This is a genomic window from Blautia sp. MSJ-36, assembly GCF_018917985.1.
GTDB lineage: Bacteria > Bacillota > Clostridia > Lachnospirales > Lachnospiraceae > Blautia_A.
This window is the reverse complement of sequence record NZ_JAHLPQ010000030.1, coordinates 1-24,215: the sequence shown is the minus strand read 5'-3', so window position 1 is coordinate 24,215 and position 24,215 is coordinate 1. Positions and strand designations below refer to the sequence as shown.

The following is a 24,215-nucleotide window of genomic DNA, read 5'->3' as shown; positions in this document are numbered from 1 at the left end:
TATATCAATGTTTTTTTCTGTTTCGTGACAGTGACAGGAAGGAAAAAAGTCCAAGAGCCAGAACACTGGAAAAAATACCTGCACGTAATCCAGGTGCATGGTAACGCAGCTGGATGGTATTATGGCCTTTGGAAACCGGAACAGCGATAAAGGTATTTTCTGTCTGATATTTTGTGGATTTTTTTCCGTTGATATAAAGATCCCATCCGTTTTCATCAGGAACGGTAAGCAGGAGTGTTTCATTATCAGCGGCATCATATTCTGCCAGCACTTCGCCCTTTTCCATTTTCTGTATGGTACAGGAACGGCTGCGTAAAAGATCGGTTACATTTCTCAGAACCTGTGTATTCAGAGTTGCCGCGCATAATCCGTAGTCGTCTTTATAATTGCCTTCATCATTGAGAAGACGGATGGTTACCGTATCGCCGGATTTGTATTCTCCCAGATAGAGAATGGGATTTTCATACCAGGGATTGGTTTTGAAATACTGGCCGTTGACTTCAATATTTGTATTATTTGCTTCATTGGAAAAATAACAGTAAAAGGCGCCATCAGCAGGAACTTTAAGTTCCCAGGAGGTCCATGAATTTCCATCGGTATCCTGAGACTGGATTTCGGCATTGGTGTAGAGACCGTCTCCCTGTCCGGACAGGTGTTTGCACAGCAGAGTCTGATTTTCAAATACATTTGTACCATAATCCTCAGCTGTTTCCGGATTGTTTACGGCATAGCCAAGGGGGAGTGCGTAAGGGTTGCGGTAAAGATTGATGCCGTCCAGAATGTCCTGACGGATTTGTTCACAGCCGGTAATGGGTTCTCTGGAATAAATGTATCTTACACCAAGGAGAGAATCCATAACCAGATTGGCAGTGTAAGGAACCAGGGTGGTATCGTTGGTGTAGCCCATTTTTTTGAGAAAAACGGCTTCTTTTACATTGTTGGTAGAAGTATAGTTGGAAACCGAACTGTATCCCAGTGCCAGAGATTCATTTGCTCCACGCATGGGAGTCCTGGAAAAGTTTTTGTCAACACGGTACAGAGACTGGTCACTGTCCATCAGATCCGCAAGCTCCTCTTTCATTGTGGCAGTATAGGAGCGGTACCATTGTACATTTTCTGTATGATCTGAAAAAATCATCTGCATTTTTGAGGAAAACTCATAAGTGGTACAGAGAAGAAGCAGGCAGACAGAAAGCAGTGCAGCGATTCTGCGGGGCTTTTTCTTTATAATAAGACCGATTCCGGTTATCAGTGCGGCAAAGCAGCTGAAATACAGACGGTTCTGGTTTCCATAAGGACGTATCATGTCAAAAATCATTCCGGTGCCTGCAATGATCAGTGCGGCAAAAATCAGATATTTCTGACGGATATAACGGATTTCACCGGCACACATTCCTGCTATGGCAATCATAAAAAGACCGTATATAAATGCATAACGATAGGTATGCGAAGTAGGAATACGAAATGCCGTAAAAATATAATTCAGCGGGCGGAATGCAAAAATCAGAATAAATCCGAAAAAATAAGCAGCAGCCAGCTTTTTGCGAAATGCGTTGGGGCCTTTTGCAACAAGAAAAAGGACTGTCAGAAAAAGGACAAATGATCCGATGTATACCGGTGGGATATACTCGTTCCATGTGAGAACATCCGGTTCCAGAAAGAAATCCCGGAATCCTTCCAGATAGGAAAAACCAAATGCCGGCTTAAATATGGAAAGATCAAATTCTTCTCCGTCTTCCAGCATATGAATGGCCTGGGGAATAAACAGAATTCCGGAAGCCATGAGGCTGAGAATGGAGGTGGAGATAAAAACACCGGTTGTCTTAAGGATCTGCCGGAATACCGGAGATTTTTTTTCATAATGAAGAAACATTTCAAATAAAAAATACAGAACCGCAAAAAGACAGAGCATATATCCGGTATACCAGCAGGTAAGAATTCCATAAAAAAGGGAGAAAAAATAAAGGCTTCGTCTGTTCCCGGAAATCAGCCGGTAAATTCCAAGTGCAATGACAGGTGCGGCAATTACTCCGTCCAGCCACATGATATTGCTGCACTGAAGAATGTTGTAACCCATCAGTGCGTAGGATACGGAAATAAGAATCCGAAATAAAGGCGCAGGCTGAAAACGGCGGCTGATATAAATATATGAAGTAACACTGCAGAGGATCAGTTTTAGGCAGATCAGGAGAGTGAGAAATTCTCCGATGTGTGCGGAGTCAACAAAATATACCAGCAGGTTCAGCGGGGAAGCGAGATAATAGGCAAAAAGAGCCAGGGTGCTTCCACCGAGACCGGAATGAAAAGAATAAATCAGAGAATCTTTTCCGTGAAGGACATTGGAAAACCACAAAAAGAAATCCGTATACTGATATTGCATGTCGTTGTATACGAGGAGATTTTCCCCAAAGGGATAAATGTGGCTTCGAATCAGTGCGACTGTAATAATAAAGGCAGTAAAAAGTACTGCTGCAGCAGGGTGCAGCAGTCTTTTTATATGGTGTTTGTGTTTCATACGTTTTCTCCTTCAGATAGTTTTGAAATCAGTAAAAGTAAGGAAGCGTTCATGTCCGGATTTTTCTGAAACTGAAAGCAAAGAACAGAACTTCCGCAAATCCTGTAATTCCCCATGAGAAAATATACAGAAGATACAGTGCGGAAATGGTCTGGAAGTGTGCGAACACCGTATAGATCCAGATAATACGGAATACGCAGGAACCCAGGATAACAATGATGGTAGGCGGAATGCTTTTTCCAATGCCACGGGAAGCCGCGATACTGCCATCCATAAAACAGCTGAAGGCGTAACAGAATCCCATGATCCGGATCCTCTGCATACCGGCATCAATAACAGCCGGTTCTGTAGCAAACAGTGACAGAAACTGCGGCCCGAAAACAAGAAGCAGTCCGCCAAGGATCGCGCCTGCGATGAAGGCATAGGTAAGGCTGACGCCATAGGATTTCAGCATACGCTTTTTGTTTCCGGCACCCCAGTTCTGTCCAATGAAGCTTGCACATGCCGTGTAGAAAGAAAACATGACATTGTAGATCAGGGCATCGGCATTTGCGGCAGCTGCATTTCCGGAAACCATTACCGCATCAAAGGAATTGACACCGGTCTGTACGAACAGGTTTGCGATGGCAAAGATTCCGTTCTGAAGACCTGTGGGAATACCAAGAAGCAGTACAGCTTTACAGGCCTTCGGGTGAAGGCGGAGCTTACGCAGGGATACCTGGCATTCGTCTTTTCTCCGGAGGAGGTGGATCATAACCAGAGACGCGGACACATACAGGGAAAGCGCACTGGCAGTTGCAACGCCTGCGGCAGCCATATGGCAGACGATAACAAAAAACAGATTCAGAACAACGTTGATCACTCCGGCAATGGAAAGATAGATCAGTGGTCGTTTCGTATCGCCGCGGGCGCTTAAGACGCCGTTACCGAAATTGTATACAGCCATGGCCGGCATACCCAGAGCGTAAATCTTCATATATAAAATAGCCTGGTCGATCAGTTCCGGTTTCGTGTTCATCATGGCCAGCATCTGCCCGGAAAACAGAAGACAGATGATACAGACCAGAAGGCCTGCGATGGCGCAGAGAAGAAGCGAGGTATGGATGGTTTCTTCCGTACCTTTTTTATTTTCGGCGCCAAGTTCGTGGGCTACGCGGACGTTGACACCTGCTCCCATGCCGATCAGGATTCCGGTAAACAAAGTGACCAGAAGCGTTGTGGAACCCACAGCTCCAAGTGCCAGGTAGTCCGCAAACCGTCCCACAACCGCAACATCACTTAAGTTAAAAAGAACCTCCAACACCTGGGACCCCATCAGGGGAAGGCTGAAGAGGAGGATATTTTTCCAGAGAGAACCGGAAGTCATCTCTATGGAATGAGATTTCTTTTTTTTATTTTCACACATAAAATTACCTCATAAAAAGTATATAAAATTCCTTCATCCAGGTTATACAATACTCTGTTGAAAAAGGTTTGTAAAGAGGGGAAAACCCCGTAAAATAAATAATTTTCAGGCAGAATATACTTGACATATCCGATGGTTCATCATAAGCTGTTGAGAGATATGGAAAAATCGAAAAGTCTTTGAAAAAAGGGGAAAAATACACATGAATAACTGGGACAATGTACGTCTGGTACCGGAGTTTAATGAGCAGGGTGTTGCCTGTTATCGTCTTGATGGCGGAAATTATGTAAACGAATATTATATCACTTCAGAGGCAGAGACAAGAAAGCTTCTGAACACACCGGAAGTGGTTGGATATGAGGTTTATAACTGTCTGATCCCGTCTACCTGCCAGATGCTTTATTATCTGAAGGAGCAGAAGAAGGTTACCACTGCAAATATTCTTTCTATTTTAAGAGGTGCACTGAATTATCCTCTTGAGGAGGCTTGTTATAAAGAGCATATCCGTGTCCATGATATTAGCTTCCTTTCCAGCGAGCGTGTTTTTGCGGAAGATGAAATGACCGGACTTGAGATCAAGTACAGCAAACTGACTATGGTTCCGGACAGTACGCTGATGATCGGTGATATCATCGCAAGTGGTGAAACTCTGATCCATTGTCTCCGTTATGTGACTGATTTTTACAGAGAGCACGGAACAAAACTTCGTAATATTATCATCTTTACCATTGGTGGAACCAAGGGAATCGATATTCTTGAGAACCTGACAAAAGAGATCCGTGAGTTCTGGCCGGAGTTTGAAGGATTTATCACGGTATTTTATGAGGGGATTTTTGCCACCTATCAGGATAAAGGTGTTTCCGGGATCAATCTTCCGGATGTTGACTTCTACTGGAAGGGCGGAATCGTTGCACCGGAATTTCGAAGAGAGACACTTTCCATGTGTAGCCCTCTTTTTGAGAAATGTATTATCTACGATGGCGGCGCAAGACGTTATGAGATCCATGAGCATGTAGAGGAAGTACTGAAATTCTGGGAGGGAATCCTGGAGCGTGCGGACAAGATCGATTTCAAGGAGCTTCTGGACGAGAAACTTGGCTATCCGACACCGATCAGCTACGAAGAATGGCTGGCTCACAACCACTACCAGGAAATTCGCCCCGCCGACACCAAATGGCTCTACCGCCAGGAGCAGGGGTATATCGAGAGCATGAAGAACATCACACTGAAAGAACTTGCCGAGCAGAGGATCGGAGAGTTTCGAAGTGCGTTACGGAAATATATTCTGTAACAGTTTAGAGTAGAAGACGTAAGTAAAAACAGCCTAGAGCAAGCTTGCTTGTGGAAGGCTGTTTTTATTTATATAACAGGTATAAAAATGGTAAAATCGGGATAGAAAAAAGGCAGGGGGGATGCCATGGTGACGGTTCTGGATGGTGTTGGAGAATTTACCGTAGGTGGTGTAAAACATGTCTGCAAAGCAGGCGAAGCTTTGGTAATGCCGGCAACCATTCCTCATGCAGTTTATGCGGTAGAGCGTTTTAAGATGCTTCTGACTGTTGTATTTCCAATCGAGAAATAAAACGGAATAATGAACTGGATAATTATGGATTGAACATTGCTTTCAGTATGAACAATGGTATAATAAATGATAGCAATGAGACAGTATTTTCAGAAATAATGAAAATATAAAATACAGCAGACCAAGGAGGATCCTGTAACAATGAAAATCGGAAATGATATTTATTATGTAGGTGTAAATGACCATCAGGTAGACCTGTTTGAGGGACAGTACGTAGTACCAAACGGAATGTCCTATAACTCCTACGTGATCAAAGATGAGAAGATCGCAGTTATGGACACAGTAGACGCCAACTTCACAGAAGAATGGCTGGGAAAAGTAGCAGAAGTTCTGGATGGCGCGAAACCGGATTATCTTGTAGTTCAGCATATGGAGCCGGATCATGCCGCAAATATTGAAAACTTCATGGAAGCATATCCGGATACAACCGTTGTTGCCAATACTAAAACTTTCACCATGATGGAGAACTTCTTCCGTGGAATGGACCTGGAAGGAAAGAAACATATCGTAGCCAACGGTGACAGCCTGACACTTGGAAAACATATTCTTACTTTTGTATTTGCACCGATGGTACACTGGCCGGAGGTTATGGTCACATATGACAGCACAGATAAAGTTCTGTTTTCCGCAGACGGATTCGGTAAGTTCGGAGCCCTTGATGTGGAAGAGGACTGGGACTGCGAAGCACGTCGCTACTATATCGGAATCGTTGGAAAATACGGCCCGCAGGTACAGAAACTTCTTAAAGTAGCAGCAACTCTGGATATTCAGACTATCTGCCCGCTCCACGGACCGATCCTCACCGAGAATCTTGGACATTACCTGGAGAAATATGATATCTGGTCTTCTTATAAAGTAGAGAATGAAGGCGTCATGATCGCCTACACCTCTGTATACGGAAATACAAAGAAAGCAGCAGAACTTCTCGCACAGAAACTGGAAGAAAAAGGCTGCCCGAAGGTTGTTGTATGCGATCTTGCAAGAGAAGATATGGCAGAGGCAGTGGAGGACGCTTTCCGCTACGGTAAACTGGTACTGGCCAGCATTACATACAACGGAGAGGCTTTCCCGTTCATGAGAACATTCATCGAGAACCTGACAGAGCGTAATTACCAGAACCGTACCATCGGCCTTATTGAAAACGGAAGCTGGGCACCTACCGCAGCTAAAGTCATGAAAGGAATGTTCGAGAAGAGCAAAAACATTACATGGCTTGAGAATAATGTGAAGATTATGTCCTCTCTTAGTGATGAGAATGTAGCAGAGATCGATGCGATGGCAGAGGAACTCTGCAAGTAATTTCTGAATGCCAGGCATATGCAGAAGAAACTGAAGATATAACATAATAAAAAGACGTGAACCCGGAACGGATATGTTTTTCCATCAATCCGTAAGGTCACGTCTTTTTTATTTACATAAATAACAAATTAAAGGTAAGTCTGTGATTTCATGATCCTGGAAACTGCCCCGGGATCATTAAACCCTTTTACACCACATAAATCCATAAGCCGGAAGCACCACATCCTTAAGCTCCAGAGTCTGTCCTGTAATAAGATCACGGAAGGTTCCTTCTTCCTGCATCCATGCAGTTTTTTCACTGTCACTGAAGTTGAAAATTCCGATAAAACGTTCATTTCCCTTCTGGCGGAGAATGCAGAGAATACTGTCATCATGAACATCATATGTATACACATCGCAGTCTTTGTCAAAAACAGATTCCTGACGGCGGATCTGCTCCATGCGACTAAGAGTCTGGAAGATCTGGCCCTCAACAGAAGTTTTTGATTTCCGTTTTTTCGCAAGATCCCACTGGAAAGCACCGCGGTGGATATAACGGGAATCCGCTGCTTTGTCCGGATCATCTTTATAGGAATAATCATTGAGACGGCCAACTTCATCGGAACTGTAAAGCATTGGGATTCCGGACTGAGTAAGCATATATGCGTGAAGCATCAGATCTTCACGGATACCTCTTTCCAGCTTCTCATCATTTTTTTCAAAAAGTGCAGCCTCGATTCCACACATGGAAGCAGTGGTTCCGCAGAAACGGGCATCCTGAGTTACCGGGTCATCGTTATAAAGCTCTCCGCGGCTGTCGCTTCCCGGATGTTTTCCTGTGAAGAAATCGTTGAGGTAACGCTTGTGGGCCGGCTCGTCCATGCCCCAGTCTTTCAGAGTGGCGAAATCCAGTCCCCAGCCGATATCGTCATGGCAGCGGAGATAATTCAGGAAAGTATACTGCTTCGGAAGGCTGTTCACAATATCCATCTGTTTTTTCAGAAGGCGGATATCACGGGTGGCAATGCTGTTCCAGGTTGTAGCCATTGTTGTTACATTGTAAAGCATATGGCATTCCGGTTTCTCCACGGTTCCAAAGTACGGAACAACTTTTTCCGGTTCCATAACAACCTCGCCCAGAAGAACAACACTCGGGCAGACGATCTCAGCGATCATACGCATCATACGGACGATGGTGTGAACCTGTTTCAGGTTACGGCAAGGAGTTCCCAGCTCTTTCCAGATATACGGAACCGCGTCAATACGGATCACATCCATTCCCTGGTTTGCAAGGAAGAGGAAGTTGTACATCATCTCATTGAAAACACGGGGATTTCCGTAGTTCAGATCCCACTGATAAGGATAAAAAGTAGTCATGACATAATGACCGATATCCGGAAGCCAGGTAAAGTTTCCGGGAGCAGTGGTAGGGAATACCTGCGGTACGGTCTTTTCGTATTCGTCCGGAATCTCGCGGTTGTTGTAAAAGAAGTAACGGCTCATATATTCTCCGTCACCCTGGCGTGCTTTTTTTGCCCACTCGTGATCTTCAGAAGTGTGGTTCATAACAAAATCCATACACAGGTTCATTCCGTTTTTGTGGCATTTGTCAGCAAGGGCGGAAAGATCTTCCATGGTACCAAGATCCGGGCGGACTTTGCGGAAATCCGCAACTGCGTAACCACCGTCGGAACGGCCTTTCGGGGTATCCAGGAAAGGCATCAGATGAAGACAGTTCACGTTGCATTCTTTCAGATATGGAAGTTTTGCGGAAACTCCTTTAATGTTGCCGGCAAAGTTGTCAATATAGAGCATCATGCCAAGCATATCTTTCTGGCGGAACCAGTCCGGATTTTTTTCTCTTTCGAGATCACGGTTTTTAAGAGCCCGGCGGCGTGCTGTAAAATACTGGTACATCTGATCGCAGAGTTCTGCAAACATATCGCCATTGTGATAAAGCTCTGTGTACAGCCAGCGAAGCTCGTCGTGATGATGATTTAAACGTTCTTGAAAAATTTCCTGATCTTTTTTCATGATTTCCTCCCTGAGTTGTATTTATAAGCCTCCGGGCGTGGCAGCCTGAAGAATCTTTTGGTTTCTGTATAACATTTTTCCAAAGGATTATAGCACGAAGCTATGGTTGTATGAATGTTTGCATTATTATGGAATATGGAAAAATGTTATATTTATCTATAATGAAAAAATTATTTCATCAATCTGTGGTTTCACGCCGTATCAGTACAGGCGTAATCTTTTTATGGACTGGCTTCTGAAGGGGTGAAGGTTTTCTTTTTTTCATTTCATTCATTTGCTCGACAAGAAGCTCCATGGTAGTTTGTGCAATAACGTCAATCTGCTGTCCAACGGTGGTGATGGGAATGATAGATTCTGCAGCAATCGGTGAATTATCGAAACCAATAATCTGATATTCTTCCGGTAAACAGTTATATTTCTGGAAGATCAGATTGAGAAACATGTTTGCGTAAGTATCATTGGATAAAAATATGCCTTTTTTCTGGTGGGGATATTTGTTGTCAATATCCTGAAAGATCATACACATTTTCTCGAAGATTTCCTGATAGGAATCACCCTGAACGTTAAGATTCAGCTCGTAAGGAATATTATGCTCTTTGCATGTGTCTTCAAATGCACGGATACGGTCATAGGCGGGAATGTTTTGCGGTACATGCACATTGATATGGATCAGCACATCACATTTGTTACGGATCAGAAGAGAAGTAGCCTGCGTGGATCCCATATAGTTGTCCGTGGTGACACTGCAGACATGCTCCGCTTCACGCTCAATGGCAATAACCGGGATTTTGTAGGATGCCAGTTTTTCAGAAGGAAGGGTGTGGCTCATAACGATCAGCCCTTCGATCTTATATGCCATCAGCTCGTCCAGATACTGCATTTCTTTTTCAGGGCCACCGTCGCTTACAAAAACCAGAAACTTATAGTGATAATCAGAATAGCTCCTGAGAATCTGAGTCAGCATTTCGGAATAATAATGAAGATAGAGATTTGGTACAATGATCCCTACAAATTCACTTTTTCCATTGGCAAGGACTTTGGCAAGCTTATTTTTCTTATAACCAAGCTCATCCAGAGCTCTGGCGATTTTTTCCTGGTTTTCCAGGGTGAGAGAATCCGGATGATTAAAATATCTGGAAATTGTAGTCTTGGAAAAACCAGTGTATTCTGCGATGTCAGCGAATGTCACCTGTTTTTTAGCCATGTATAAAATAGTCTCCTTTTACAGTTGAATTACGTAAGCTTCGTATAGTGAAAACAAAGCGTAAATATATGTTTATTCCATTTCAGTATAGCAATATCAGCCTGAAATAGCAATAAAAAAATAACCAGTTAAGTAACCGGTTACTTTTTTGGGGAAATCATCTGAAAATGGTTGACATACGAGGCCGGATATAGTAGTATCAGCTTATAAAGTAACCGGTTACTTTACCGGTTTCAAAAAGAGCGAAAACATAAAAAAGGGAGGAAAAAAAATGAAAAAGGGTTCTGCGAAAGCAGTTTCTACAGGGAAACGGACCTGTGCACAGAAACTGCAGTATGTAAAGAAGAACTGGCAGCTATATGTATTCTTTCTGATGCCGGCGTTGCTTCTGACCATCATCTTCAAATATGTACCGATGGGCGGTGTGCTGATCGCATTTGAGGATTACAATGTTATTGATGGTATATTCGGAAGTAAGTGGGTGGGCCTTGAATATTTCCGGAGATTCCTGTCGTCACCGGATTTTATGAATTATCTTGTAAATACTCTGAAACTTAGTATTTACGGCTTATTATGGGGATTTCCGATCCCGATCATTCTGGCACTGCTTCTGAATCAGATCCGGAGAGCCGGAATCAAGAAAAAGATCCAGCTTCTGATCTATGCACCGAATTTTATTTCCGTTATCGTACTTTGTGGTATGGTCCGTATGTTCCTTTCACCGGTTGGCCCACTGAATAAACTGATCGGTTCTGATGCAAACTGGATGACTATGCCGGCAGCATTCCGTACCATTTACATAGCCAGTGGAATCTGGCAGACAGCCGGATGGTCATCGATCATGTATACTGCAGCACTCTCCAATGCCAGCAAAGACCTGGAGGAAGCAGCTGTTGTGGACGGAGCCAATATCCTGCAGCAGATCTGGTATGTTCAGCTCCCTGCGATCAAGAATATCATCGTGATCCAGTTTATCCTTCAGGCCGGAAATATTATGAGTATCGGTTTTGAAAAGGCATATGCACTGCAGACAGATATGAACCTTCCGGCATCAGAGATCCTTTCTACATATGTATACAGGATCGGTCTTCTTAATGGTGATTACGGATATTCCACAGCCGTGGGTCTGTTTAACTCCGTGATCAATGTAATTCTGCTGATATTTGTAAACTGGGTAGTCAAGAAACTTAACGATGGAGAAGGATTATAGGAGGCGCTTGTATGGAAACAGCAAAGAAAAAGAAATATACGGCATCTGATAAAGCGATTCTTGGAATCGGATACGTGCTTCTGGGCGCATTTGTACTTTCAATCCTGATTCCGCTTTTGTATGTAGTGATCGCATCTTTTATGGATCCCAATGTTCTCAACAGCCAGGGAATCAGCCTGGATATAAGAAAATGGACGGTAGATGCCTACAGACGAGTACTTGAAAACAATATGATCTGGCGAGGATTTGCAAACTCTTTCTTTTATTCCGTAGTGTTTACCATCATTTCTGTTCTGGTAACATTGCTGGCAGCATATCCGATGTCAAAGAAAGAATTTGTAGGAAGAAACTTCTTCAATGTGATCTTTCTTATCACAATGTTTTTCGGCGGCGGAATGATCCCGACATTTATCCTGATCAATCAGCTGCATCTGGTAAATACCATCTGGGCTATTTTGCTTCCGGGTGCATTTAATGTCTGGAACATGATCCTGGCAAGAACCTATTATCAGTCTATCCCGAAGGAGCTGAGAGAGGCATCTGCTATTGATGGCGCTACAGAGATCGAGCACTTTTTCAAAATCATGATGCCTGTGTGCAAACCGATCATCGCGGTACTTGCATTGTGGTCCTTTGTCGGAATGTGGAACAGCTACTTTGATGCCATGATCTACCTGAATGATGCGAAGCTGCAGCCGTTACAGCTGGTACTTCGTTCTATCCTGGTACAGAATACACCGCAGCCTGGAATGATCGCAGATATCCAGAGCACGGCACAGATGGCAAAGGTGGCAGAGCTTCTGAAATATGCAACCATCATTGTGTCAAGTTTACCACTTCTGATCATGTATCCGTTTTTCCAGAAATACTTTGATCAGGGTATCATGGTTGGTTCTGTAAAAGGTTGATGACTGGAGGTTGAAGATGATGAAAAAAAGAATGAAAGCATTATTGGCAATCGGGCTTTCGGCGATTATAATGGTCTGCAGTGCAGGATGTGGAAGTGGAAAAGAGCACATGAAGGCAGAAACAGATCCGGATACTCCGGTAGAGGACGTTGCGTTTCCGCTGAAAGAAAAAGCAGAATTGTCCTTTATCACAAGTGCTCCGGCAACATCTACTCAGGACCCCAATGAAAGAACGATCTTCAAAAGAATGGAAAAGCAGACCAATGTTCATATTGACTGGACCTGCTTCGTATCGGATCAGTTTGATGACAAAAAGAATCTGGCACTGGCACAGTTCGGAAATCTTCCGGATGGTCTTTTTAACGCAGGAATGAGTGATTATGATCTCCTTCGTTATGCAAAGCAGGGAATCATCATTCCGGTAGAAAATCTGATCGATAAATATATGCCGAATCTTCAGGCTGCATTTGAAAAATATCCGGAATACCGCACCATGTGTACTGCACCGGACGGACATATTTATTCTTTCCCGTGGATCGAGCAGCTGGGTGAAGGAAAAGAAGCCATTCAGGCCATCGGAGATATTCCTTACATTAATAAAAAATGGCTGGATTATCTGAAACTGGATGTTCCGACTACAACAGATGAACTGGAGCAGGTTCTGATTGCTTTCCGTGATAATGCAGATAAACTGGAAAAAGAGTTTGATATTGAAGGCGATGTGATTCCAATGTCATTCATTATCAACAATGGAGACCAGGATCCTGCAATTCTCATTAATGGATTCGGCGAAGGATATGGAGATACCGGTGATCATTTTGCTGTAAAGGATGATGGAACGGTTATTTATACAACCGTGCAGGAAGGCTATAAAGAAGGAATTCAGTGGCTGCACCAGCTGGTGGAAGAGAACCTTGTAGATCCGGAGGCATTTACCCAGGAATGGTCTACCTATGTTGCAAAAGGAAAGAACCACAGATATGGCCTGTGCTTTACCTGGGATATTGCAAACATCGACAACAATGAAGATTATGTGATGCTCCCGGCACTTGCAGGACCGGACGGGCTTGTAAATATCACAAGACAGAATAACAGTGAGACCAGTGGATTTGACAGAGGAAGATGTGTTCTGACTACAAGCTGCAGAGACACGGCACTGGCAGCTGCATGGATCGATCAGATGTATGCACCGATCCAGTCTCCACAGAATAACTGGGGTACTTATGGTGAGAAAGACTCCTTCAATATCTTTGAAATGTCTGAAAATGCAGAAGGTGGACAGATGCTGAAGCATATGGATCTTGGAGACGCATCTCCGGTAGAGGTTCGTGAAGCACAGTCTGTTAACGGACCGCTGGCAGTTCTTAATGATTATTATGATGTATATGTAACAGAGCCTGCAGATGCAAAATGGCGTCTTGACAATATGCATGAAACATATCTTAAAGATATGAACAGCAAATATGTATATCCGAATGTATTTATGAGTATTGATGATACCAACAAGGTATCCCAGTATGACACAGATATCAAGAAATATGCAGAGCAGAAAAAGGCAGACTGGATCCTGAACGGAGGAATCGAAAAAGAATGGGATTCTTATCTGAAGAAGATGGAGCAGTACGGACTTTCTGACTATCTGGCGATCAAACAGAAATATTTTGACCAGTATCAGAAATCTCTCAGTGATACAGAGAAATAAAAACAGAAAAAAGATATCGGTCAGAAACATGAAAAAGAAAGTGAGAGCAGACTATGAGCGAAAAACTTGAAAAAGCGCGTCTTTATGAAATACAGGAAGCAGAAAATATCCCGCAGGAAGAAAAACCGGCATTTCATGTAGCTGCACCGGTTGGCTGGATCAATGATCCAAACGGATTTTCTGTATTTGAAGAGAAAGTACATCTTTTTTATCAGTATCATCCTTACAGCCGCGACTGGGGCCCAATGCACTGGGGGCACAGCGTGACTGAGGATATGATTCGATGGGAGCAGTTTCCGGCTGCACTCGCACCGGATCAGGAATATGACCGTGAAGGCTGTTTTTCCGGAAGTGCCATTGAAGCTGATGGAAAACAGGCTTTGATTTACACCGGAGTTACAACGGAAAAACTGCCGGATGGAAAAGAAGAGATCAGACAGAACCAGTGTCTTGCCTTTGGTGACGGAAAAGATTATGTAAAAGCAGAAAAAAATCCGGTGGTTACCGGAGATATGCTTCCGGAAAAATGCAGTAGAATTGATTTCCGTGATCCGAAGATCTGGAAAGAAGAGGGAACTTATTACATGATCGTAGGAAGCCGGAGTGAGGAAATTCCGGGACAGGTAGCTCTTTTCTCCAGCCTGGATCTGAAGGAATGGAAGTTTGAGACGATTCTTGCGGAAAATACTACAGGAGAAATTGGTGTCATGTGGGAATGCCCGGACTTTTTCCCGCTTGGTGACAGATATGTGCTGATCTGTTCTCCCCAGCATATGCGCGCGAAGGGCTATGAATTTCATAATGGACATAATTCTCTCTATTTTATAGGAACCTACGATAAAGAAAATCACATATTTAAAAGAGAAGAACCTGTAAGTCTGGATTATGGCTTGGATTTTTATGCGCCGCAGACAACACTGCTTCCGGATGGAAGAAGAGTAATGATCGCATGGATGAAGTCCTGGGATAACTGTGTGATCAATGAAAAACAGAGATGGCAGGGAATGATGACACTTCCGAGAGAGCTGGAATATAAGGATGGAAAGATCTGGCAGCATCCGGTTCGTGAGATTGAAAATTATCGGAAAAATTCCTGCAGCTATCAGGCAGTGGAAATAAAAGAAGAGAAGCAGCTGGATGGCGTTCGTGGCCGAATGATCGATCTGACGGTAGAACTGATGAATGCAAAAGCATCTGCCGGAGACGGAGATTACAGTGAGTTTCAGATTGAGCTTGCACATAATGAAGAGCATACAACAATATTCACTTATAACAGAAAAAAACAGACCATTGAGATCGACAGAACATGGAGTGGAGTATATCGTGATGTTCTGTGCACAAGAAAATTCCAGATTACAGATGACAGAGAAAATCTGAAGCTGCGATTTATCCTGGACCGCAGTTCCATCGAGCTTTTTGTCAATGATGGAAGCAAGACTGCCACTACGGTAATCCCCACACCGGCAGAAGCAGATGAAATTCTTTTCCACAGTGACGGAAAAGCAGTGATCAATGTGGAGAAATATGATATTGTACTGTGATACAGTCAAGTGTTGAAATCTTTGCCCCTTCATGTTACTATAAAAACTGAATACAAAGGCGTATGGATGCAGGGCATCTGTACGCTTTTTTGCGTTATGGAGAGCTGTATTTTCGGATGATCCCGGAACTCTCTCTGAGATGCTTTTTATTAGGAGAAAATGATAATGAAGCTGGAAAATTATGAGGTGCATCTGCCAAGTTATTCCATTGGCGATACCTATGCGAAATATTATGAAGCGACCATTTCTTCCAGAGATGAAAGGCTGGAGCATTTTACCTTGGTTGGGGTGGCAGTGAGCCGGATGTGTCGCGATCCGCTGCTCCAGTACGGGGCAAAGGCTTTTGCGGATCATAAAGTGCTGAAATGCAGGTAGATTATATGTAAGTCAGCACAGGAGAGGAGTTTCGGATTTTATGGAAAAAAAGAGTAACACAGGAATGATCATCTGGTGTGCACTTTGATCATTGGTATTTTTATTTTTGTTGTGGCGATCTTTGGAACAGATCTGGTGCGGAAAGTGGCGTCCGTGCTTTCAATCTGTATTATCGCGGGACTTCTTACCCTGATCCAGAAAGCCTACAGTATCCTTGCCTACCTTGCCATTCCGGTAATCCTGGTGCCTTATGTGGTGCATATGGTGGTGACGTGCTTTGATACGAAATATTGACATTTTCCCCGTTTTTGTATAACATAGTGGAAGTTGCTTACGCCGGGTCGGGAGCCTTGGATGACTCCTGATCCGGCATATATTTACAGGAGAGGAACACACAATGTTTTATCAGTTAAAAATTACAAGAAAAGGAACGAAACCGCCGGTATGGAGACGTTGTACTGTTGCGGCTGATGTTACATTTGCAAAGATGGCAGCCATGCTTGAGAATCTTGTCCAGTATCCGGCAGGCAGCTCATATGAGATTGAATTTTTCCAGAAAAAAGTTCAGATTCGTGAGAACGGTGATGGAGAAGCGAAGAATAATTTCACATTATTAAATGCAGGCGAGACAGAGACTGCAGAACTTATGGATTCCGAGAAATGGTTTACTTTCCGTCAGTACGGTGCTGACAAGGAAGTTCCGGAGTACAGAGTCGACATTGAGAAAAAAGAAGAAGGAACAGCAGAAGCTCCTTCCATTATAAAAGAAGTAAAAGGTGAGGACGATCCGTACTGGATGGAAGCTCCGGAGAAGGAGAGTGCAGCAGATGAGGATGTTGCGGCAGTAGTAGAAGCGGCAGCACGTGTTGCAGAGAGCGCAGAGGCAGTTACAGGCAGCAGAAGAAATCCTACAGTAAAAGATTTCCTTATGTCCTACCGGAAAGAAGACCTTCTCAGTATTGCAGGTGAGCTTGGACTTCACTGCAAAGGAATGGAGAAGGAAGAGATCGCTGCAAAAGTTTCCGCAGAGGTTCTGAAACCGGAAGTTATGAAAGCAAATTTCCTTGTTGCAGATGACCAGGAAGTACAGGCTTTTGAGGCAGCTGTTCAGAGAAAATGTTTCCACGTTGCAGATGGTGAGTGGGCGACTTTAGAGTGGCTGAACGATATGGGCTATCTGGTTTCCTACAGTGATGACTATGCGGAAGTACCGGCAGAGGTTGCAGCTGTTTACAGTGAGATCAACACACCGGAGTTCCAGACACTTAGAAGCCAGGTAAACTGGCTGAAAGACTGCCTTGTTATGGTAAGCTATCTGTATGTGTCTGCACCGGCAAAAACAGTATATGAGATGTTTAAACAGAAAAAAGGTTTTGACATCGGATATGACAAGTTCATCGAACTTTATCATGTTATTCCGGAGAAAGCCTGTATCTGTGAGCTTGTGGATGATCAGCTGATTCTGAAATCCGCACTGATCAACAATATCTACAAAGATATCGAGAGACGTCAGGGTGGCCGGAAATTCTATATTCCGTCTGTAGATGAGATTCTGGATTATTCCAGAAATGGTTATCCGACAAAATCTGCTTCTTACCAGAAACTGGGAAAATTCCTGATGGATGAGATGAAAGTTTCCGATGCGGTAAAAGATCAGGCGCTTTTCTTTATCTACAAAGAGTGCTCCATGGACGGCAGAATATCCGCGATCATGGAGAACCTGAACCAGAAGGGAATCCAGTTTAATGATGAGCAGCTTGAGAAATTTACAAAGCTGATCATGGATGTCAACAATAATACAAGAATGCTGGAATTCCGCGGTTACACACCGAATGAGATTTCCGGAGCTGTATGGCCGTTTGCTACAGGTAAACCGCATACTGCAATGCCAAACAGCTTTGTACCGACTGCAATGCCAATGCAGCCGGCATCTACAAGAAAAATCTACCCGAACGATCCGTGCCCGTGCGGAAGTGGTAAGAAATATAAGAAATGCTGTGGAAGAAGATAAAACTTTGGCAGTAAGAAACATAAAAAGATCCGGCTTGTTACAGGGCCGGATCTTTTATTTTGTTTATGGTTGTCAAACGGATATCGGAAGCTTTGAAGAGGAATCAAACAGGTCTTCTATTACATCATGCACAGTTTCAATCTTATCTGCCATGTAGGCTTTCGCCCCGCAGAACAGCAGGCCGTTTTCCACATCTCCTTTCACAGCGGCGATCAGCTTATCTGTGATACAGTAGGGAATTTCGCCGGGGGAACATTTGGCCAGGCAGCGGTGGCAGGGACTGTGGGGGATTTTTTCTCCGGCCATGACATGCTGCATAAAGGGATTCATGATGGCACGTCCGGGCATACCTACCGGGCTTTTTACAATGGAGATATCGTCTTTTGTGGCATGGACCAGAGCCTCTTTCAGCCGGGTATCTGCGTCGCATTCTTCGGTTGTGATGAAGCGGGTTGCAACCTGAACACCGTCAACACCAAGATCAAGGACATGTTTTACATCCTCGTAAGTAGCAATGCCGCCGGCAGCTACCACAGGAATTTCTGTGCCAAATTTTGAAGCATAATTTTTTACGGTCTGAACGATCTTGCGGATTTCGTCAGCGTAAGTTTCCGGTGTATAAAAATCCAGTTCTTCTTTATGGAATCCCAGATGGCCGCCGGCCTGGGGCCCTTCGATCACAACCAGGTCTGCAGTTCGTTTATATTTTCTTTCCCAGTATTTCAGAATAACTTTGGCAGATTTGTCCGTTGAGACGATGGGAGCGATCTTTGTTTTGCTTCCACTGACAAGGGCAGGAAGTTCCGTGGGAAGTCCGGCACCGGAGATAATAAGGTCTGCGCCTGCCTGAACAGCGGCTTTTACATGAGATGCATACTCTTTCAGGGCGACCATGATATTGTAGCCAATGATGCCATCCGGGGAAATTGCCCGGGCTTTTTTCATTTCAGAAAGGATGGCACGCTGGTTAGCTTCTGCTGTATTCTGGTCGAAATCTTTTTCTCTGTAGCCGATCTGGGCAGTGGAGATAATTCCAATTCCGCCTTCTTTTGCAACGGTGCCGGCCAGACGGCCAAGGCTGATGCCTACACCCATTCCACCCTGGATGAGGGGGAATTTTGTAAGTTTTTCACCTATTTTTAAATTCTTCATAGTATTAGTCCTCATAATTCTTTGATTGTTTTTATTTATAAATAATTTTTAAATCAAAATAGTTTTATTATCAAAGTATATCATGGGAGAAACGTTTGTCAAGAGCGTATATGAGTAGAAGCTATGGTTTTGGGAAAATAAGAAGCAGAGCTGCGGGACTGTTGGATAAGAGGGAAAAAGAGCGGGAAGTACAGATGAATAACTTCCCGCTTTTTGTAATAAATATCCGGCTGATGTAGCATCAGAAGAATCAGAACTTAAACAGATTCAGCCCGATTTCATCACTGAATTCACGTCCGATCTCACCATCAATTACCTGGATCTGGATCTCCGCAGTAGCACTAATGATGGCACGGTTCAGATGACCGCCATGTACAAGGCCTTCTTCGTCACCGGCTGCGATATGGAGATGAAGATAAACTTCGCCATCTTTACGTGTAACAGTACCGGTAAGAGAAACGATCTCATAAGCTCCCTGGAACTGGATGGAATGATATTCCTTTGTTACGGTGTTGTATACACCTGCGGTGAAATCGTTGATGGCACCAAGTCCTGTAACCTGTGCAAGGCGGATGTTCTCTTTTTCCGCAACTTTTCCGATCTCTTCCAGGATCTCTTCTTTTGGATCAAGGCGAAGATAGATCGTGTTTCCAAAACGTCTGTATTCCATGGTGAAAACCTCCCTTTATGTAATGTACATTTTCTAATAAGTATAATACATTCTGTTTTTTTTCGGAAGACTTGAGGAGAAGAATATCTGAGATCTGAGGGTGTACGGAAGATTTTTTACAGAAATATACTTAAAAATAAGTAGACATACTGGAAAGTAATCATAAACAGCCAGAAATTAAGAATTGTCTGTATCGGCTAACCGGAGTACAATGTAGGCAACTTAAAAAAGCAATCAAAAAAATGCAAAGGCGCATTTGTTGTAGAAATACAATGAATGCGCTTATTTTTTTACAAATCAGTATATCTGACCAAAAGGTTTTCAGAAAGAGAGGGCATGTATTATGGCAAAGAGTGAACAGGTAATCAAAGATCTTGACAGAGTAATCGGACTGATCAACACAGATATGAAAGATATTCCTGCAGAGGAGAAAAAACAGATGGTAGCAGATACCATCGATCATTTTGACAACTACGTAAGCCCGGGCTGGCTGAAATACCGTAAATCCGTTTCTTCTGATTCTGAGCAGGGTGCGGTTCTTGAGTGGCAGGATGAAGGTGCTTACTGCTACGGATTAAATGGGGAAAAATTCATCGACTGTCTTGGTGGATTTGGTATTTATACCTGTGGACACAGAAATCCGGAGATCCTGAAAACTGTTAAAGCACAGCTGGATCATCAGGCGCTTCATTCTCAGGAGCTTCTCGATCCTCTTCGTGGATATCTGGCAAAAGCTCTTGCAGATATCACACCTGGTGACCTGCAGTACTGCTTCTTCACAAACGGTGGTGCAGAGGCTGTTGAGATGGCTCTGAAACTTGCACGTATCGCAACTGGCGGAAGATGGTTCATCTCCACAGTGGGTGCTTTTCACGGAAAGAGCATGGGTGCTATTTCCATGGGTGGTAAGAGCACATACCGTACACCATATACTCCAATGGTACAGCAGGTACAGCACGTACAGTACGGTGTTGCTGATGATGTTAGAAAAGCAATCGTAAACCTTCAGGCAGTTGGTGAAAAAGTTGCAGGTGTGATCCTTGAGCCGATCCAGGGTGAGGCTGGTGTTATTGTTCCTCCGGCAGGATACCTTCAGGAGGTTCGTGAGATCTGTGATGAGACTGGCGTAGCGTTGATCTTTGATGAGATCCAGACTGGTATGGGACGTACCGGTACTATGTGGAGATGTGAGGCAGAGGGCGTTACACCGGATATCATGACCTATGGTAAAGCTTTTGGTGGTGGTATCATGCCGATCACTGGTATCATCTGCAAACCGAAGATGTGGGTTCAGGATCTGATCGATAACCCGTGGCTTCTTGGTTCCCCGACATTCGGAGGAAACCCGGTTTGCTGTGCAGCTGCTATTGCAACTATCAAATATATGCTTGAAAATGATATCCCGGGTGTCTGCAAGCGTAAAGGTGAGATCCTGAAAGCCGGACTTCTGAGCCTTGCGGAAAAATATCCGGAGATCATCCAGGAGGTTCGTGGTACAGGTCTTATGCTTGCTGTTGAGTTCCATACCTGCGAGCTTGGTTATGAGACTGCAAAGGGTCTGTTTGCAAGACGTGTCATGACAGCCGGTACTCTTGTTAATGCAAAAACAATTCGTTTTGAGCCTACAGCTGTTATTTCCGAGCAGGATATCAAGGACGTTATTTCCAGAATGGATGAGGCTCTTGCTGATACAAAGAAAGCACTTAATGTATAAAATATAACGGGATTTTTCCGAAAGGGATGATATTATAAGATGAGTTTATGCAGAATTGAAGTCATCACAAGCCTTGCGAAATTTTCCAGCCTGAAGTCTGCGCTCAGCAAAGCCGGTGTCAGAGGTATGACGGTTATGCAGGTGCTTGGTTGTGGTGTGGAAAAAGGTACCCGTGAGTATGAAGTGGATGAAAATTATGAGATGGAGCTTCTTCCGAAGCAGCAGATCAGTGTTGTGGTAAAAAAGGAGCAGGTGGATAAGATCGTGGATGTGATCAAGCACGAGCTTTATACCGGTCATATCGGTGATGGTAAGATTTTTATCTATGATATTGACAATGTGATCCGCGTGCGTACTGGTGATGAAGGGGCAGATGCTTTATAGATGATGGATTGCGGATCATGGAAGGATGGTCTGTATTATAGAGCAGGCGAGGGTGTCCGCGGATGAAGCGGATCCTCGCCTGTTTTTATGCTGGATATTTTTTATGACTTATGTTTATATAATGCGAATGTCCATTTCATTATAGGGGAGGTGCTTGGGATTATGAGTGAAGATAAGAAATTAGGATTGGGAAGTGTTGTATCTATATCAGTAGGTTTGGTCATTGCCACAAGCTGTCTGGTTTCCCTTGGACAGGGTGCAGGTACTGTTGGCGTTGTGTTTGTTTTTTCTATGATCATTGCCTGCCTTTTAAATATGACTACGGTGGCTTCGCTTTCGGAGCTGAATGCGATTATGCCGAATACGACGGGTGGTCTGGCACAGTATACTCTGGCGTGCCTTGGGCCTTTTCCTACATTGATCTCCATGGTTGGTGGGTATCTGCTCTGTAATATTCTGTCATCTGGTGTGGAGGCTTCGATTTTTTCCTATGCGATGGCCCAGACGATCCGGCTGCCGATTCCAAGTATCGGGTATACGCTGGTGATGACGATTGTGATCATGATTGCGAATCTTCATGGCGTGGATATGTTTGCAAAGATCCAGGATCTGGTTGCGTTTCTTTTGGTTGGTTCTATGATTATCATGGGGCTGATCGGTATGTTTAAGCTGGGCACGGGTCAGGTAGTTTCTCAGCCGTATACTATGGCTACGAAGCCTTCGGAGCTGTTTTCTGCTACGGCTACGGCGTTCTGGCTGTTTATCGGGGCGGAGTATGTGATCCCGGTTTCCAAGAGTGTTAAGAATGCGAAGAGGAATGTGCCTCTTGGTATGATTATTGGTCTTGCTCTGATCTGTGGTGTGCAGTCGATCATGGTGTTTGGTTTTCATAATTATACTCCCTGGCAGGAGTTGATGGATTCTCCAGCGCCGCATTTGCTTTACGGGGAAAATCTTCTTGGCAGTGTGGGGAAAATCTGGATGACTCTGGTGGCTGCGCTTGCGGTTGTGAGTACGCAGAATTCTACGGTGAATGGGCTGGCGAGTATCTGTCAGGGTATGGCGAAGATGAATATGATGCCGAGGATTTTTGCGAAGACGAATAAGCATGGGGTTCCGTGGTTTGGGGTTGTGTTTGTCAGTGTGACGATTTTTATTTTTGCATTGATCAGTAATAATTCTTCTTCTATTATTTCGTTTTTGATTCTGGTGGGGTCGGTGTTCTGGATGATTTCTTATGTTTTGGCGCATGTGGATGTGTTGATTCTCAGGAAAAGAATGCCGAAGGTGCCGAGGAGTTTCAAGGTTCCTTTTGGGCCGGTGTTTCCGGTTATTGGTATTGTGGGGACTTGTTATATGATTTTGAATATTTCTTCGGATCCTGTGGAGAGGAATTTGATCTGGTTGGTGGTTTTGATCACTTTTCTGGTTTTGGCGGTTTATTCGTTTTGGTGGATTAGGACTAGGATGAAGATGCCGGTGTTTAGGAGTGTGCCGATTCAGAAGGTTATGGCGATGGAGAATGAGTTGTTTTATACGATTCGGAAACTTCGGGGGATCTGGAGGTAATATTTGGATATTTGGGAGGACGCTGCCTGGTGGGTGGCGTTCTTTTTGGGTTGTGAGGTGGAGAGAAAGCCGGACGCCAGAGGGAGAGGATATCGGTCCGGGCAGGGAATCCGTCGGGGGATACAACTAGGGTTCCGTGAGGGTGGAGAGAAAGAGGTACGCCAGAGGGAGAGGATATCGGTCCGGGCAAGGACTCCGTCGGGGGATACAACTAAGATTCCGTGAGATGGCTAAAAGCATTGCGGCAGGGCCAGAACTCGCCTGCGGCTCAGACAGCTGACCCTTCCGCAATAACGCCCTCTCCCGCAACCTAAGTTGTATCACCCCTCCTCCGCAACAGCCCGAACCGATATCCTCTCCCTCTGGCTGACACTTCCAGCCGGTAGGAAAAAAGATAAAACCCGAAAGGGGACGGAAGCGGACGCAGGGCGTCCTGTCCTGGAATTGTCGAAGTGTAGCTGTATCAGTACAGCGTTCCACTATAAATACAGAAGAATCTAGGGATCAGATCGACACAGCGTCTCACTATAAATACAGAAGAATCCAGGAACCAGATCGGCACAGCGTTCCACTCTGAATACCGCAGCATACAGACAAAAGTCAATACCGCACCACATACAACAACGAAGAATTCTTTCCGTGCCCAACGGGGTGGGAGCGCGAGGGAGGGCGTTCGGGCTTCGGAACTTTGAGATCGCCTTCCCTCGCACTTACCGCATTGAAAATGCGACCGCCGTAGCGCCACCAGCGAATGGAAGAAGAAAAATTGCATCTTTAAGATAAACTTCCAAAAAATCCAAAAAAATTTGAATTTTATGGTTGACAAGCATAACTCCCAGTGTTATTATAACTGAGCTGTCGCAAATAATTGTTTTTGAAAAACAAACAATTAAAAAGAATTTCAGAAAAATGAAATTCACTGTTGACAAAAGACAGAAGATATGATAAAGTATCCAAGTCG

The 24,215-nt window shown here is 44.1% G+C and carries 20 protein-coding genes and 1 pseudogene; 14 read left to right on the top strand and 7 right to left on the bottom strand.

Features of this window, described 5'->3' with window-relative positions:
- Positions 1–4 precede the first annotated feature (4 nt).
- Positions 5–2,515 (bottom strand): YfhO family protein, encoded by a 2,511-nt coding sequence (locus tag KQI39_RS14830; protein WP_216419276.1) that lies wholly within the window; start codon positions 2,513–2,515, stop codon positions 5–7.
- Between the two features lie 49 nt (positions 2,516–2,564).
- Positions 2,565–3,920, bottom strand: coding sequence for an MATE family efflux transporter (locus tag KQI39_RS14825; protein WP_216419274.1), 1,356 nt, complete (start codon positions 3,918–3,920; stop codon positions 2,565–2,567).
- Between the two features lie 202 nt (positions 3,921–4,122).
- On the opposite strand from KQI39_RS14825, the gene KQI39_RS14820 reads away from it, so the two are divergent.
- The 3 genes and pseudogenes from KQI39_RS14820 to KQI39_RS14810 all read left to right on the top strand — a co-directional run.
- A complete protein-coding gene (locus tag KQI39_RS14820) occupies positions 4,123–5,211 on the top strand; it encodes a hypothetical protein (protein WP_216419272.1) in 1,089 nt (362 codons plus the stop codon).
- Positions 5,212–5,337: 126 nt separating this feature from the next.
- Complete coding sequence (locus KQI39_RS14815) at positions 5,338–5,502, top strand: cupin domain-containing protein (RefSeq protein WP_119248168.1); 165 nt, start codon at positions 5,338–5,340, stop codon at positions 5,500–5,502.
- Between the two features lie 141 nt (positions 5,503–5,643).
- A pseudogene (locus KQI39_RS14810) lies at positions 5,644–6,798 on the top strand (FprA family A-type flavoprotein); the annotation flags it as partial.
- Between the two features lie 180 nt (positions 6,799–6,978).
- Here the strand turns inward: KQI39_RS14810 and KQI39_RS14805 are convergent.
- Both KQI39_RS14805 and KQI39_RS14800 read right to left on the bottom strand, forming a co-directional pair.
- The gene (locus KQI39_RS14805) at positions 6,979–8,814 is read right to left on the bottom strand and encodes an amylosucrase (RefSeq protein ID WP_216419268.1); all 1,836 of its coding nucleotides are present in this window, start codon (positions 8,812–8,814) and stop codon (positions 6,979–6,981) included.
- A gap of 178 nt (positions 8,815–8,992) precedes the next feature.
- Positions 8,993–10,018 carry a LacI family DNA-binding transcriptional regulator gene (locus KQI39_RS14800; protein ID WP_216419266.1) on the bottom strand — a complete coding sequence of 342 codons (1,026 nt, stop codon included), beginning with the start codon at positions 10,016–10,018 and terminating at the stop codon, positions 8,993–8,995.
- Between the two features lie 271 nt (positions 10,019–10,289).
- Here KQI39_RS14800 and KQI39_RS14795 point away from each other — a divergent pair, with 271 nt between their 5' ends.
- The 7 genes from KQI39_RS14795 (at position 10,290) to KQI39_RS14765 (ending at position 17,765) form a co-directional block, all read left to right on the top strand.
- Positions 10,290–11,228 carry an ABC transporter permease gene (locus tag KQI39_RS14795; RefSeq protein ID WP_216419264.1) on the top strand — a complete coding sequence of 313 codons (939 nt, stop codon included), beginning with the start codon at positions 10,290–10,292 and terminating at the stop codon, positions 11,226–11,228.
- Positions 11,229–11,239: 11 nt separating this feature from the next.
- Entirely contained in the window at positions 11,240–12,136 is an 897-nt protein-coding gene (locus tag KQI39_RS14790; protein ID WP_216419262.1) for a carbohydrate ABC transporter permease, read from the top strand.
- A gap of 70 nt (positions 12,137–12,206) precedes the next feature.
- A complete protein-coding gene (locus KQI39_RS14785) occupies positions 12,207–13,838 on the top strand; it encodes an ABC transporter substrate-binding protein (RefSeq protein WP_442860764.1) in 1,632 nt (543 codons plus the stop codon).
- 53 nt (positions 13,839–13,891) lie between these two features.
- Positions 13,892–15,379 (top strand): glycoside hydrolase family 32 protein, encoded by a 1,488-nt coding sequence (locus KQI39_RS14780; RefSeq protein ID WP_216419259.1) that lies wholly within the window; start codon positions 13,892–13,894, stop codon positions 15,377–15,379.
- 165 nt (positions 15,380–15,544) lie between these two features.
- Entirely contained in the window at positions 15,545–15,754 is a 210-nt protein-coding gene (locus tag KQI39_RS14775; RefSeq protein WP_253293209.1) for a hypothetical protein, read from the top strand.
- 75 nt (positions 15,755–15,829) lie between these two features.
- On the top strand, positions 15,830–16,048 hold the full coding sequence (locus KQI39_RS14770) for a hypothetical protein (RefSeq protein WP_216419257.1): 219 nt from the start codon (positions 15,830–15,832) through the stop codon (positions 16,046–16,048).
- Between the two features lie 103 nt (positions 16,049–16,151).
- Positions 16,152–17,765, top strand: coding sequence for a YecA family protein (locus KQI39_RS14765; protein WP_195566782.1), 1,614 nt, complete (start codon positions 16,152–16,154; stop codon positions 17,763–17,765).
- Positions 17,766–17,837: 72 nt separating this feature from the next.
- Here KQI39_RS14765 and KQI39_RS14760 read toward each other — a convergent pair whose 3' ends face one another.
- A complete protein-coding gene (locus KQI39_RS14760) occupies positions 17,838–18,917 on the bottom strand; it encodes an NAD(P)H-dependent flavin oxidoreductase (protein WP_195566780.1) in 1,080 nt (359 codons plus the stop codon).
- 95 nt (positions 18,918–19,012) lie between these two features.
- Here KQI39_RS14760 and KQI39_RS14755 point away from each other — a divergent pair, with 95 nt between their 5' ends.
- On the top strand, positions 19,013–19,156 hold the full coding sequence (locus KQI39_RS14755) for a hypothetical protein (RefSeq protein WP_216419255.1): 144 nt from the start codon (positions 19,013–19,015) through the stop codon (positions 19,154–19,156).
- An 11-nt stretch (positions 19,157–19,167) separates the two neighbouring features.
- Here the strand turns inward: KQI39_RS14755 and KQI39_RS14750 are convergent, their stop codons facing one another.
- Positions 19,168–19,587, bottom strand: a complete 420-nt coding sequence (locus tag KQI39_RS14750; protein ID WP_118063422.1) for a PPC domain-containing DNA-binding protein — start codon at positions 19,585–19,587, stop codon at positions 19,168–19,170.
- A gap of 343 nt (positions 19,588–19,930) precedes the next feature.
- Here KQI39_RS14750 and KQI39_RS14745 point away from each other — a divergent pair, with 343 nt between their 5' ends.
- The 3 genes from KQI39_RS14745 to KQI39_RS14735 all read left to right on the top strand — a co-directional run bounded on the left by KQI39_RS14745 (position 19,931) and on the right by KQI39_RS14735 (position 23,254).
- Positions 19,931–21,301: a putrescine aminotransferase gene (locus KQI39_RS14745; protein ID WP_148448353.1), complete on the top strand. Its 1,371-nt coding sequence runs from the start codon at positions 19,931–19,933 to the stop codon at positions 21,299–21,301.
- A gap of 39 nt (positions 21,302–21,340) precedes the next feature.
- On the top strand, positions 21,341–21,685 hold the full coding sequence (locus KQI39_RS14740) for a P-II family nitrogen regulator (RefSeq protein WP_021977944.1): 345 nt from the start codon (positions 21,341–21,343) through the stop codon (positions 21,683–21,685).
- 162 nt (positions 21,686–21,847) lie between these two features.
- The gene (locus KQI39_RS14735; RefSeq protein WP_216419253.1) at positions 21,848–23,254 is read left to right on the top strand and encodes an APC family permease; all 1,407 of its coding nucleotides are present in this window, start codon (positions 21,848–21,850) and stop codon (positions 23,252–23,254) included.
- A gap of 710 nt (positions 23,255–23,964) precedes the next feature.
- Here the strand turns inward: KQI39_RS14735 and KQI39_RS14730 are convergent.
- A partial coding sequence (locus tag KQI39_RS14730; protein WP_216419251.1) for a hypothetical protein occupies positions 23,965–24,215 on the bottom strand: 251 nt, incomplete at its 5' end.